Annotated in this window: 8 protein-coding genes and 1 pseudogene; all 9 read left to right on the forward strand. The window is 69.0% G+C overall.

Features of this window, described 5'->3' with window-relative positions; translation table 11 throughout:
- A pseudogene (locus ACWDTP_RS31760) lies at positions 1 to 89 on the forward strand (hypothetical protein); the annotation flags it as partial.
- Position 90: 1 nt separating this feature from the next.
- Entirely contained in the window at positions 91 to 1,437 is a 1,347-nt protein-coding gene (locus tag ACWDTP_RS31765) for an FAD-binding protein (protein WP_450027190.1), read from the forward strand.
- Positions 1,438 to 1,601: 164 nt separating this feature from the next.
- The gene (locus ACWDTP_RS31770; protein WP_450027197.1) at positions 1,602 to 2,006 is read left to right on the forward strand and encodes a Fur family transcriptional regulator; all 405 of its coding nucleotides are present in this window, start codon (positions 1,602 to 1,604) and stop codon (positions 2,004 to 2,006) included.
- A gap of 28 nt (positions 2,007 to 2,034) precedes the next feature.
- A complete protein-coding gene (gene katG / locus ACWDTP_RS31775) occupies positions 2,035 to 4,239 on the forward strand; it encodes a catalase/peroxidase HPI (protein ID WP_450027191.1) in 2,205 nt (734 codons plus the stop codon).
- Positions 4,240 to 4,365: 126 nt separating this feature from the next.
- The gene (locus tag ACWDTP_RS31780; protein WP_450027192.1) at positions 4,366 to 5,142 is read left to right on the forward strand and encodes a decaprenylphospho-beta-D-erythro-pentofuranosid-2-ulose 2-reductase; all 777 of its coding nucleotides are present in this window, start codon (positions 4,366 to 4,368) and stop codon (positions 5,140 to 5,142) included.
- Positions 5,142 to 7,061, forward strand: coding sequence for a galactan 5-O-arabinofuranosyltransferase (locus ACWDTP_RS31785; RefSeq protein WP_450027193.1), 1,920 nt, complete (start codon positions 5,142 to 5,144; stop codon positions 7,059 to 7,061). The genes ACWDTP_RS31780 and ACWDTP_RS31785 overlap by 1 nt, the downstream gene beginning before the upstream one ends.
- Positions 7,051 to 10,317 (forward strand): arabinosyltransferase domain-containing protein, encoded by a 3,267-nt coding sequence (locus ACWDTP_RS31790; protein WP_450027194.1) that lies wholly within the window; start codon positions 7,051 to 7,053, stop codon positions 10,315 to 10,317. Before ACWDTP_RS31785 ends, ACWDTP_RS31790 begins: the two co-directional genes overlap by 11 nt.
- A 78-nt stretch (positions 10,318 to 10,395) precedes the next feature.
- Positions 10,396 to 13,686 (forward strand): arabinosyltransferase domain-containing protein, encoded by a 3,291-nt coding sequence (locus ACWDTP_RS31795; protein WP_450027195.1) that lies wholly within the window; start codon positions 10,396 to 10,398, stop codon positions 13,684 to 13,686.
- Positions 13,683 to 14,553 (forward strand): arabinosyltransferase domain-containing protein (locus tag ACWDTP_RS31800; protein ID WP_450027196.1); only part of this gene is annotated, 871 nt, incomplete at its 3' end. The genes ACWDTP_RS31795 and ACWDTP_RS31800, both read left to right, overlap by 4 nt.

Here is a 14,553-nt window from a genome sequence, read left to right on the forward strand (position 1 = left end):
TCGACCGGATCGGCTTCGACGCCGACCCGCAGATCCGGGCCGGCCAGGAGATCGCCGTCGCGACCGCGCCCATCGAATCGCCGATCGGCGATGATGGGCTGGGGCCGCACCGCGCCGACCGTGGCACAGGTGCTCTCGACCAGTGACCCCGAGGTCATCGTCAAGGCCGTCGTCCTGGCCGCCGAGCAGGGCGGACGCGGCGTGATCGCCCGCGGGCTGGGCCGGTCCTACGGCGACAATGCGCAGAACGGCGGCGGGCTGGTCATCGATATGGCCCCGCTGAACCGGATCCACACCATCGACCGCGAAACCCATCTGGTCGACCTCGACGGCGGGGTCAACCTCGACCAGCTGATGAAGGCCGCGCTGCCGTTCGGGCTGTGGGTTCCGGTCCTGCCCGGCACCCGGCAGGTCACCATCGGCGGCGCCATCGGCTGCGACATCCACGGCAAGAACCACCACAGCGCGGGCAGCTTCGGCAACCACGTGCGCTCGATGGAACTGCTCACCGCCCGCGGCGAGGTGCTGCACCTGACGCCGGAGGGCGACAACGCCGACATCTTCTGGGCGACGGTGGGCGGCAACGGCCTGACCGGGATCATCCTGCGCGCCACCATCGAGATGACCCCGACCGAGACCGCCTACTTCATCGCCGACGGCGACGTCACCCACACGCTCGACGAGACCATCGCGTTCCACAGCGACGGCACCGAGGACAACTACACGTATTCGTCGGCCTGGTTCGACGCGATCAGCGGGCCGCCCAAGCTGGGCCGGGCCGCGATCTCCCGCGGCTCGCTGGCCACGCTGGACCAGCTGCCCCGCAAGCTGCAGAAAAATCCGCTGAAATTCGATGCGCCGCAACTGCTTACGTTTCCCGATGTGTTCCCCAACGGGCTGGCCAACAAATACACGTTCGGCCCGATCGGCGAGCTGTGGTACCGCAAATCGGGCACCTACCGCGGCAAGGTCCAGAACCTGACGCAGTTCTACCACCCGCTCGACATGTTCGGGGAGTGGAACCGCGCTTACGGCCCGGCCGGATTCGGCCAGTACCAGTTCGTGGTGCCCACCGAGGCCGTCGAGGAATTCAAACGCATCCTCGTCGACATCCAGCGCTCCGGGCACTACTCGTTCCTCAACGTGTTCAAACTGTTCGGACCGGGCAATCGGGCACCGCTGAGCTTCCCGATCCCCGGCTGGAACGTGTGCGTGGACTTCCCGATCAAACCCGGCCTCAACGAGTTCCTCACCGACCTCGACAAGCGGGTGCTGGAGTTCGGCGGCCGGCTCTACACCGCCAAAGACTCACGCACCACCGCCGAGACCTTCCACGCCATGTATCCGCGCATCGACGAGTGGATCGCGGTGCGGCGCAAGGTCGATCCCGACGGGGTGTTCGTCTCGGACATGGCCCGCCGCCTGGAGCTGACGTAAATTCTGCCGTCGAGCGTGGGCGTCGTGCACCGAATCCGCCCCGTTCTCGTGCGCAGGGCCCACGGTCGGCACGTCCGGACATGCCGACCAAGAATTTCATTCTTGACTAATTCCAGAAAACGGGCAAGACTCGCTTCGTGGCCACCACTCCGGACTTCCAGCTCATGCTCCGGAGGGCCGATCTGCGCGTGACCCGACCCAGGGTCGCGGTGCTGAGCGCCGTGTACGCGCATCCGCACGCCGACACGGATTCGATCATCCGTGGCGTTCGCAGAGAACTGCCCGAGGTGTCACATCAGGCCGTATACGACTCGCTGCACACGCTGACCGCGGCGCGTCTGGTGCGGCGGATCCAGCCATCGGGTTCCGTGGCTCGTTACGAGTCACGTGTCGGCGACAACCACCACCACGTCGTGTGCCGGGCGTGCGGTGCGATCGCCGACGTCGACTGTGCGGTCGGCGGGTCACCCTGCCTGACCGCGTCGGATGACCACGGTTTCGAGATCGACGAAGCCGAGGTCATCTACTGGGGCCTGTGCCCCGAATGTTCCACCGTGCCAAGTAGATAACCCACCCGCCAGCCCCGGAAGGATTCCCATGGCCGAAACACATCCACCCATTGGCGAAGCTCAAACCGAACCCGCCGAAAGCGGTTGCCCCATGCGGATCAAGCCGCCCGTCGAGGGGGGCAGCAACCGCGATTGGTGGCCCAACGCGGTCAACCTGAAGATCCTGCAGAAGAATCCGCCGGCGATCGACCCGACCGACGAGGGCTACGACTACCGCGAGGCCGTCAAGACCCTCGATTTCGAGGCGTTCGAGCGCGACTTCGACGCGCTGCTGACCGATTCGCAGGACTGGTGGCCCGCCGACTTCGGCCACTACGGCCCGCTGTTCATCCGGATGTCCTGGCACGCCGCGGGCACCTACCGGGTCGAGGACGGCCGCGGTGGCGGCGGGCGCGGTATGCAGCGCTTCGCCCCGCTCAACAGCTGGCCCGACAACGTCAGCCTGGACAAGGCCCGCCGTCTGCTCTGGCCGATCAAGAAGAAGTACGGCAAGAAGATCTCGTGGTCGGACCTGATCGTCTACGCGGGCAACCGGGCCATGGAGCACATGGGCTTCAAGACCGCGGGCTTCGCCTTCGGCCGCCCGGATTACTGGGAGCCCGAGGAGGACATCTACTGGGGCGCCGAGCACGAGTGGCTGGGATCGCAGGAACGCTACGCCTCTTCCGGCGGTGACCGGACCAAGCTGGAGAACCCGCTCGGCGCCAGCCACATGGGTCTGATCTACGTCAACCCCGAAGGCCCCGAGGGCAACCCGGATCCGGTGGCCGCGGCCATCGACATCCGCGAGACCTTCGGCCGGATGGCGATGAACGACGTCGAGACCGCGGCGCTGATCGTCGGTGGCCACACCTTCGGCAAGACCCACGGTGCCACCGAAGTCGAGAACGGGCCCGAGCCCGAAGGCGCCCCGCTGGAGCAGATGGGCCTTGGCTGGGCCAACGCCGGCCTCGGCAACGACACCGTCAGCAGTGGCCTCGAGGTGACCTGGACCCACACTCCGACCAAGTGGGACAACAGTTTCCTGGAGATCCTCTACAGCAATGAGTGGGAGCTGTTCCAGAGTCCGGCAGGCGCCAACCAGTGGCGTCCCAAGGACGGCGGCTGGGCCAACTCGGTGCCGATGGCGCAGGGCAGCGGCAAGACCCACCCGTCGATGCTGACCACCGACCTGTCCATGCGGATGGATCCGATCTACGAGAAGATCACCCGCCGCTGGCTGGACCACCCGGAGGAGCTCGCCGAGGAGTACGCCAAGGCGTGGTTCAAGCTGCTGCACCGCGATATGGGGCCGGTGGTCCGCTACCTCGGGCCGCTGGTGCCCAAGCAGACCTGGCTCTGGCAGGACGTCGTCCCGGCCGGTAAGACGCTCTCCGATGCCGATGTCGCCACGCTCAAGACGGCCATCGCCGAATCCGGCCTGACCACCCAGCAGCTGGTCGACACCGCATGGAAGGCGGCCTCGTCGTTCCGCTCCAGCGATATGCGTGGCGGCGCCAACGGCGGCCGGATCCGGCTGCAGCCGCAGCTGGGCTGGGAGGTCAACGAGACCGACGAGCTCACCCAGGTGATCCGCAAGCTGGAGGAGATCCAGCAGGCCGCGAAGGACAAGGGCACCGACGCCTCGTTCGCCGACCTGGTGGTGCTCGGCGGTGCGGTCGGCGTCGAGAAGGCGGCCAGGGACGCCGGATTCGACGTCACGGTGCCGTTCACCTCGGGACGCGGCGACGCCACCCAGGAGCAGACCGACGTGGAGTCGTTCGCCTACCTGGAGCCCAAGGCCGACGGTTTCCGCAACTACGCGGGCAAGGGCGACTCGCTGCCTGCCGAGTACCGGCTGATCGACCGGGCCAACCTGCTCGGCCTGTCCGCTCCGGAACTGGCCGTGCTGGTCGGTGGCCTGCGCGTGCTTGGCGCCAACCACGGCGGCACCGACCTCGGTGTGCTGACCGCCGACAAGGGCAAGCTGACGAACGACTACTTCGTCAACCTGACCGATATGGGTATCAAGTGGGAGCCGTCGGCTGCCGACGACGGGACCTACGTCGGCATGGACCGGGCCAGCGGTGCGCAGAAGTACACCGCCAGCCGGGTCGATCTGCTCTTCGGTTCCAACTCGCAGCTGCGGGCGCTGGCCGAGGTGTACGCCGAGGACGATTCCAAGGAGAAGTTCGTCAAGGACTTCGTCGCGGCGTGGGCCAAGGTGATGGACGCCGACCGCTTCGATGTCTGATCCGGTCTGATCCGGCAACACCTGGACGCCCAGGTCGGCCTCACGGCCGGCCTGGGCGTTCGGCGTCGGGGAGCGGCGCGCACGGTACCCTCGTCACGATGTCCCCGAGCCTTGGAGCTGCGCTAGATGGTGTTCGACGCCGTAGGTAACCCCCAGACGATTCTGCTGCTCGGCGGCACCTCGGAGATCGGACTGGCGATCTGTGAGAGATATCTGCGCACCGCCGGAGCCCACATCGTGCTGGCCGCGCTGCCCGACGATCCGGGCCGCGACGACGCCGCCGCGCAACTGTCCAAGGCCGGAGCGAAATCGGTGGAGGTGATCGACTTCGACGCCGTCGACACCGCGAGCCACCCCGCGGTCATCGACAAGGCCTTCTCCACAGCCGACGGCCCGAGGGACATCGATGTGGCCATCGTGGCGTTCGGCCTGCTCGGCGACGCCGAACAGCTGTGGCAGGACCAGCGCAAGGCGGTCCAGATCGCCCAGATCAACTACACGGCAGCGGTTTCGGTGGGCGTGCTGCTCGGCGAGAAGATGCGCGCGCAGGGGTTCGGCCAGATCATCGCGATGAGCTCGGCCGCCGGTGAGCGGGTGCGCCGGTCCAACTTCGTCTACGGCTCCACCAAGGCCGGGCTGGACGGGTTCTATCTGGGCCTGGGCGAGGCGCTGCGGGAGTTCGGCGTCCGGGTGCTGGTGATCCGGCCGGGACAGGTCCGCACCAGGATGAGTGCCCACGTCAAGGAAGCCCCGCTGACCGTCGACAAGGAATACGTCGCCGAGCTGGCCGTCACCGCGTCGGCCAAAGGTAAGGAACTGGTCTGGGCACCGGGAGCATTCCGCTACGTGATGATGGTGTTGCGGCACATTCCGCGGCCCATCTTCCGCAAGCTCCCCATCTGATGGCGGCCGCGGCCCGCACAGTGGCCGGCCCGGCCCGGGTGGTCGGCCAGATGCTGATCGCCGTCCTGATCGCGTCCGCGATCGCCGGGGTGGCGATCGCGGCGATCGACCGGGTCGAGTGGCCGGCGTACAACACCTCCAACCAACTGCACGCACTCACCACGGTCGGCCAGTTCGGTTGTCTGGCCGGCCTGTTCGCGGCGGGCCTGATGTGGCGGCGCGGCAGACGGACCCTGGCCCGGCTGGGTGCCCTGATCTTCCTGTCGGCGTTCGCCGTGGTCACCATCGCGATGCCGCTCGGCGCCACCAAGCTCTACCTGTTCGGGGTGTCGGTCGATCAGCAGTTCCGCACCGAATACCTGACCCGGCTCACCGACACCGCGGCTCTGCACGATATGACCTACATCGGGTTGCCGCCGTACTACCCGGCCGGCTGGTTCTGGCTCGGCGGCCGGATCGCGGCCGCCACCGGCACCCCGGCCTGGGAGATGTTCAAACCGTGGGCGATCGTGTCCATCACCATCGCCGCCGCCCTCGCACTGGTGCTGTGGGCCGCGATGATCCGGTTCGAATACGCCGTCATCGTGACCACCGCGAGCACCGCCGCGATGCTCGCCTACTCGACGGCCGAACCGTATGCCGCCATCATCACCGTGCTGCTGCCGCCGGTGTTCGTGTTGGCCTGGTCGGGTCTACGGGCGCACCCCGGCGGCTGGGCCGCCATCGTCGGCGTCGGGATCTTCCTCGGGGTTTCGGCGCTGTTCTACACCCTGCTGTTCCTGTTCTGCGCGTTCACCCTGACCATCATGGCCCTGCTGCTGGCCGCCGCCCGCAAGCAGATCGGTCCGCTGTTGCGGCTCGCCGTCATCGCGGTCATCTCGGGGGCCCTCGCGCTGCTCACCTGGACGCCCTACCTGCTGGCCGCGCTGCGGGGGCAGCCGGCCGAGTCCGGCACCGCCCAGCATTACCTGCCCGAGGCGGGCGCATCGCTGGAGTTCCCGATGCTGCGGTTCACCCTGCTCGGAGCGCTGTGCCTGGTCGGCACGCTGTGGCTGGTGGTGCGCGCGCGCAGTTCCACCCGCGCAGCAGCGCTCGGCATCGCCGTCCTCGCGGTCTACGCATGGTCGCTGCTGTCGATGCTCACCACGCTGGCAGGCACCACGCTGCTGTCGTTCCGGCTGCAGCCGACCCTGACGGTGCTGCTCACCACCGCGGGCGCGTTCGGGTTCGTCGAAACCTCGCTGGCCATCGCCCGGCGCTACCAACCCCAGACGGCGCGCCGCGTCGTCGCCGCGGCGACCGCGGTGGGCGCGATCGGGGCGGTCACCTTCAGCCAGGACATCCCCGATGTGCTGCGCCCCGACATCAACGTGGCCTACACCGACACCGACGGCACCGGGGTACGCGCCGACCGTCGGGCACCTGGCGCCGAACGCCACTACCGCGAGATCGACGCCAAGGTCCTCGAGGTCACCGGGGTGCCCCGCAACCGCACCGTGGTGCTCACCGCCGACTACAGCTTCCTGTCCTACTACCCCTACTACGGCTTCCAGGGGTTGACCTCGCACTACGCCAATCCGCTCGCCGAATTCGACAAGCGGGCCGAGGCGATCGAGGGCTGGGCCACGCTGAGCACCGCCGACCAGTTCGTCACGGCGCTCGACGAGATGCCGTGGCCGGCCCCCACCGTGTTCCTGATGCGGCACGGCGCGAACGACACCTACACGCTGCGGCTGGCCTCCGACGTCTACCCCAACCAGCCGAATGTGCGGCGCTACCACGTGGAGCTGAACTCGGCACTGTTCGACGATCCCCGGTTCGAGGTGTCCGACATCGGACCGTTCGTCCTGGCGATCCGCAAGCCCGATGTGAAGCCGGATAATCAGCCAGATGTGATGCCGGGGCCCGATGGCGACTGATCCCGCATTAGCATCGGAGCCCGTGACTGGACCGCATCGAGCGGGGAATGGCAACCACCGGACCGCGCGGCTGATCGCGATCGTCGCCGGTCTGCTCGGTGCGCTGATGGCGATAGCGGCGCCGCTGCTGCCGGTCAAGCAGACCACCGCCGAACTCAACTGGCCGCAGAACGGTGCCTGGGAGAGCGTCAACGCGCCGCTGATCGGCTACGTCGCGACCGATCTGACCATCAACGTGCCGTGTCAGGCGGCCGCGGGCCTGGCCGGGCCGGAGAACCGGGGCCGAACGGTCCTCTTATCAACGGTGCCCAAACAGGCACCCAAGGCCATCGACCGCGGCCTACTCATCGAGCGGGTCAACAACGACCTGCTGGTCATCGTGCGCAACACCCCGGTGGTCAGCGCCCCCCTCGACGCGGTGCTCAGCCCGGCATGCCAGAACCTGACCTTCACCGCTCACGCCGACAAGGTGACCGGCGAGTTCGTCGGCCTCACCCAGGGCGCCTCCAACGACCCGGGAGACAATCCCGACGCGCCGCTGCGCGGTGAGCGCAGCGGATACGACTTCCGGCCGCAGATCGTCGGGATCTTCACCGACCTGTCCGGGCCGGCACCGCAGGGGCTGACGGTCTCGGCCACTATCGACTCGCGCTACAGCAGCGCACCCACACTGCTCAAGACGCTGGCGATGGTGGTCGGGGTGGCGATGACGATCATCGCGCTCGGCGCCCTGCACGTGCTCGACACCGCCGACGGGCGGGCGATCAAACGCTTCCTGCCTGCCCGGTGGTGGTCGCTGACCCCGCTGGACGGGCTGGTCGCCGCGGTGCTGGTGTGGTGGCATTTCGTCGGGGCCAACACCTCCGACGACGGCTACATCCTCACCATGGCCAGGGTGTCCGAACACGCCGGCTACATGGCCAACTACTACCGCTGGTTCGGCACCCCGGAGGCCCCGTTCGGCTGGTACTACGACCTGCTGGCGCTGTGGGCGCACGTCTCGACCACCAGCATGTGGATGCGGCTGCCCACCCTGGTGATGGCCCTGGCCTGCTGGTGGGTGATCAGTCACGAAGTGCTCCCCCGCCTCGGCAACGCGGTCAAACACAGCCAGGCCGCGGCGTGGACCGCCGCGGGCATGTTCCTGGCGTTCTGGCTGCCGCTCAACAACGGCCTGCGGCCCGAGCCGATCATCGCGCTCGGCATCCTGCTGACCTGGTGTTCGGTGGAACGCGGGGTCGCGACCAGCCGGCTGCTTCCGGTGGCCATCGCGATCGTCATCGGCGCCCTGACCCTGTTCTCCGGCCCCACCGGCATCGCTGCGGTCGGCGCGCTGCTGGTCGCCGTCGGGCCACTGAAAACCATTGTGGCCGCGCACACTTCACGGTTCGGCCGGCTGGCACTGCTGGCGCCGATCCTGGCCGCGGCCACGGTCACCATCATCCTGATCTTCCGGGACCAGACCCTGGCCGGCGAGATCGAGGCCAGCACGTTCAAATCGGCGGTCGGCCCCAGCCTGGCCTGGTTCGACGAGCACATCCGCTACGAGCGGTTGTTCACCACCAGCCCGGACGGGTCGGTGGCCCGGCGCTTCGCGGTGCTGACCCTGCTGCTGGCGCTCGCCGTGGCGGTGTCGATGTCGATGCGCAAGGGCCGCATCCCCGGCACCGCGGCCGGCCCGAGCCGGCGCATCGTCGGCATCACCATCATCTCGTTCTTCGCCATGATGTTCACCCCCACCAAGTGGACCCACCACTTCGGGGTGTTCGCCGGGCTGGCCGGCTCGCTCGGCGCGCTGGCCGCGGTCGCGGTGACCGCCGCGGCGATGAAGTCACGCCGCAACCGGGCCATGTTCGCGGCCGCGGTGCTGTTCGTGATGGCGCTGTCGTTCGCCACCGTCAACGGCTGGTGGTACGTCTCCAACTTCGGTGTGCCCTGGTCCAACTCGTTCCCCGAATGGCATTTCGGTTTCACCACCGTGCTGCTCGGCCTTTCGATCCTGACCCTGCTGCTGGCGGCCTGGTTCCATTTCACCGGCCGCGACCGGGCCCCCGACGGCGGGCAGCGCCGCTGGCAGCGCATCCTGCAGTCCCCGATGGCGATCGCCGCGTGGCTGGTGGTGATGTTCGAGGTGGTGTCGCTGACGCTGGCGATGACCGACCAGTACCCCGCCTGGTCGGTGGGCCGGTCCAACCTGGGGGCGCTGACCGGTAAGACCTGCGGCCTGGCCGACGATGTGATGGTCGAGGAGAACCCGAACGCGGGCCTGCTCGCGCCGATCAGCGAACCGCCCGGCCAGGCGCTCGGTGCGGGCACATCGCAGGGATTCGGCCCGAACGGGATTCCGTCCGACGTGTCGGCCGACCCGGTGATGGAACAACCCGGGTCCGGCAACTTCGCCGACACCGACGCCGGGACCGACACCACCGCCGAGGCCGGCACCGAGGGCGGCACCACCTCCGCCGCGGGGGTCAACGGCTCACGCGCCCGGCTGCCCTACAACCTGGACCCGACCACGACGCCCGTGCTGGGCAGCTGGCGGGCCGGAACCCAGTCCCCCGCCGTGATGCGCTCGGCGTGGTACCGGCTGCCCGACCGCGACCAGGCCGGCCCGCTGCTGGTGGTGTCGGCGGCCGGGCGCTTCGACGCCGGCGAGGTCACCGTCCAGTGGGCCACCGACGAGGGTGCCGCCCAGAACAAGCCGGGCGGCACCGTCGGGTTCGCCGACGTCGGCTCCGCCCCGGCGTGGCGCAACCTGCGCGCGCCGATCTCGGCGATACCGCGCGAGGCCACCCAGATCCGGCTGGTGGCCACCGACGACGACCTGGCGCCGCAGCACTGGATCGCGGTGACCCCGCCGCGCATCCCCGAACTGCGCACCCTGCAGGACGTGGTCGGCTCAACCGATCCGGTGCTGCTGGACTGGCTGGTGGGGCTGGCCTTCCCGTGCCAGCGGCCGTTCGCCCATCAGTACGGCGTCACCGAGGTGCCGCAGTGGCGAATCCTGCCGGACCGGTTCGGCGCGGAGGCCAACTCACCGGTGATGGACTACCTGGGCGGTGGACCGCTGGGCATCTCCGAACTGCTGGTGCGGCCGACGAGCGTGCCCACCTACCTCAAGGACGACTGGTTCCGCGACTGGGGCTCGCTGCAGCGGCTGAACCCGTGGTACCGCGACGCCGTTCCGGCGCGCCTGGACCTGGGCACCGCGACCCGCAGCGGACTGTGGAGCCCCGCGCCGCTACGCCTGAGCTGATCGCCGGTTCATCACTTCTCGGGCCCAAGGGCGTGGGGAGACCGGCGCTCACATCCGGGTCGCATACCATCGAGCCTCGTGCCATCCGATGAACCTGCCGATCGAGCTGTGGGCATCGCACGCCTGATCACCGTCTTTGCCGGTATCGCAGGGGTGTTGCTGTGCGCGCTGGCCCCGCTGCTGCCCGTCACCCAGACCACCGCCGCCGTGCAGTGGCCGCAGGGCACCGGAACCGACGGCAACATCACCGATGTCACCGCGCCGCTGGTCTCGGGGGCACCGCAGTCCCTGGACATCTCGATCCCGTGCCAGGCCATCGCAACCCTGCCCGCCGAGGGCGGGCTGGTCCTGTCGACCATTCCGCCGGGCGGTATCGACGCCACCCGCAACGGGCTGTTCGTCCGCGCCTACGCCGACAGCGTGCTGGTGGTCTTCCGCGACACCGTGGCCACCGTGGCGCCGCGCGACGCGGTCGACGCCGGGGCCTGCAGCACACTGCACGTGTGGGCCAACGCCGGCGCCGTCGGCGCCGACTTCATCGGCATCCCCGGCGCCACCGGCACCGCGGCCGTCGAGAAGAAACCCCAGGTCGCCGGGATCTTCACCGAGCTCAAGGTGCCGCCGCAGCCGGGCCTCTCGGCACGCGTCGACGTCGACACCCGGTTCATCACCACCCCCACCCCGCTCAAGCTGCTGGTGATGGCGCTCGGCGTGGTCTGCGTGGTGGCCTCGATCGTCGGGCTGCTGGTGCTGGACCGCCGCGCCCGCACCGGGGCGCACGCGGTTCGACGCGCCTGGCGCCGCTTCGTGAAGGTTCCGGTCGCGACCTGGATCGCCGACGTCGGCGTCATCGGCGGTCTGCTGCTGTGGCACGTCATCGGCGCCATCTCCTCCGACGACGGCTACAACCTGACCATCGCGCGGGTGTCGGCCGACGCCGGCTACACCGCCAACTACTTCCGCTATTTCGGCACCACCGAGGCACCGTTCGACTGGTATCAGTCGGTGCTCGCGCATTTCGCGGCGATCAGCACCGCGAGTGTCTGGATGCGGGTGCCCGCGACCCTGGCCGCGATCGGCACCTGGCTGCTGCTGAGCCGGTGGGTGCTGCCCCGGCTCGGGCGCCGCGTCGCACTCAACAGCGTCACCATGTGGACCGCGGGTGCGGTGTTCCTGGCCGCGTGGCTGCCGTTCAACAACGGTCTGCGGCCCGAACCGCTCATCGCGTTCGGCGTGCTCGCGGTGTGGGCGCTCATCGAATCCACCATCGGGACACGTCGTCTCTGGCCGGCCTGCCTCGCGGTCGTCGTCGCCATGTTCACCGTCACGCTGGCCCCGCAGGGCCTGATCGCGCTGGCCCCGCTGCTGGTCGGGGCGCGCACCGTGGTCGGCATCATCAAGGCCCGGCGCATCGCGCTGCCCGCGGTCGCGGCCCTCGCCGCCTCCGCGGCACTGGTTTTCGTCATCGTGTTCCGCGACCAGACCCTGGCCAGCGTCGCCGAATCGGCCAGGATCAAATACACCGTCGGCCCCACCATCTCCTGGTACCAGGAGTTCCTGCGCTACTACTTCCTCACCGTGGAAGATTCCGTGGACAGCTCACTGACCCGGCGCTTCGCGGTGCTGATCATGCTGCTGTGCCTGTTCGGCATGATCGCGGTGCTGCTGCGCAAGGGCCGGGTGCCCGGGCTGGCCAGCGGCCCGGTGTGGCGGCTGCTCGGTACCACCGCGGTCGGCCTGCTGCTGCTGACCTTCACCCCCACCAAATGGGCCGTGCAGTTCGGCGAATTCGCCGGGCTGGCCGGCGCGCTCGGCGCCGTGACGGCGTTCGCGTTCGCCAGGGTGGGCCTGCACAGCCGACGCAACCTCGCGCTATATGTGACCGCGCTGCTGTTCGTGGTGGCCTGGGCCACCTCAGGGATCAACGGCTGGTTCTACATCGGCAACTACGGGGTGCCGTGGTTCGACCGCCAGCCGGTGCTGGCCGGGCAGCCGGTCACCTCGATGTTCCTGGCGCTGGCCATCGTCACCGCCATCCTGGCCGGCTGGCTGCACTTCCGCATCGACTACGCCGGGCACACCGAGGTGGCCGACACCCGGCGCAACCGGGCCCTGGCCGCCACCCCGATGCTGGTGGTCGCGGTCATCATGGTGGTGCTGGAAGTCGGTTCGATGGCCAAGGGCTTCGTCCAGCGCTATCCCGTCTACACCACCGCGGCGGCCAACGTGCGGGCGCTCAGCTCGGGGCTGTCCGACCGGAGCTGCGCCATGGCCGACGACGTCCTGGTCGAGGCCGACACCAATGCCGGCATGCTGCAACCGGTTCCGGGTCAGACCTACGGCCAGTACGGTCCGCTCGGCGGGCAGAACCCGGTCGGGTTCACCCCCAACGCGATCAGCGACACCCTCGAACCGCCCAAACCCGTGGTGGCCAACCCCGGCACGGTCAACTCGGACGGCTCCCCCAACAAACCCAACGTCGGCATCGCCTACGCCGCGGGCACCGGCGGCGGCTACGGCCCCGAAGGGGTCAACGGGTCGCGGGTCTACCTGCCGTTCGGCCTCGACCCGGCCCGCACCCCGGTGATGGGCAGCTACAACGAGCCCGGTGCAGACGGAGGACGGGTGGCCGCCAAGGCCACCTCGTCCTGGTACCAGCTGCCGCCGCGCAGCCCCGACCGCCCGCTGGTCACCGTCGCCGCCGCGGGCGCCATCTGGTACTACGACGAGGAACACGAGTTCCACTACGGCCAGTCGCTGAAACTGCAATGGGGGGTGCACCGCCCCGACGGCAGCTACCAGGCGCTGGACTCGGTGCAGCCGATCGACGTGTTCGCCCAATACGCTTGGCGCAACCTGCGATTCCCGCTGGCCTGGGCGCCGCCGGAGGCCAATGTGGCCCGGATCGTGGCCGACGACCCCAACCTGTCCGATGACCAGTGGTTCGGCTTCACCCCGCCCCGGGTGCCCACCCTGCAGACCGCGCAGCAGTTCCTCGGCCCGCAGACCCCGGTTCTGATGGACATCGCCACGGCCGCGAACTTCCCGTGCCAGCGCCCGTTCTCCGAACGTCTCGGCATCGCCGAACTGCCGCAGTACCGCATCCTGCCCAACGTCAAACAAGTGGTGGTGTCGTCGAATATGTGGCAGTCCGCCCGGAAGGGTGGCCCCTTCCTGTTCATCCAGGCGCTGCTGCGCACCTCGACCATCCCGACCTACCTGCGCGATGACTGGTACCGGGACTGGGGTTCGATCGAACGGTATGACCCGGTGGTGCCGCCCGGTCAGGCACCGGTCGCCACCGTCGAACAGGGCGCCCAGCGCACGTTCGGCTGGAGCCGGCCCGGACCGATCCGGGCGCTGCCATGAACGCTGCCAAGGACGTGAAGACGGCCCGCTGGGTGGCCATGGTCGCGGGCCTGATCGGGTTCGTCTGCTCGGTGCTGACCCCGCTGCTGCCGGTGGTGCAGACCACCGCGACACTGAACTGGCCGGAGCAGGGGCAGTTCAACAGCGTCACCGCCCCGCTCATCACCCAGACTCCGGTCGAGATGACCATCACGGTGCCGTGTGAGGTGATCCGGACGCTGCCGCCGGAGGGCGCCCTGGTGCTGGGCACCGCGCCCAAGGAGGGCAGGCAGGCCGCGCTCAACGCGCTGTTCCTCAACGTCACCAGCGAGCGGGTCGACATCACCGACCGCAACGTGGTGATCGCCAGCGTGCCGAGGGAACGGGTGGCGGGCCCGGACTGTCAACGCATCGAGATCACCTCGTCGGAGGCGGGCACCTTCGCCACCTTCGTGGGGCTCACCGACCCGGACACCGGTAAACAACAGCGCAGCGGCTTCGCCGACCCGGCGCTGCGGCCCGCCATCGTCGGTGTCTTCACCGAGCTGACCGGGCCTGCGCCACCGGGACTCTCGATGTCGGCGACGATCGACACCCGGTTCACCACCAAACCCACCCCGCTCAAGTTGACGGCGATGCTGCTCGGCATCGCGGCCACCGTGATCGCGGTGCTGGCGCTGTGGCGGCTGGACCGGCTCGACGGCAGACGGATGCACAGCCTGATCCCGGCGCGCTGGCGCACGTTCAGCCCGGTCGACGTGGTGGTGGTCGGCGGGTTCCTGTTATGGCATGTGATCGGGGCCAACTCGTCCGATGACGGCTACATCCTGCAGATGGCGCGGGTGGCCGACCACGCCGGCTACATGTCGAACTACTTCCGCTGGTTCG

Source organism: Mycobacterium sp. NPDC003449, assembly GCF_053588415.1.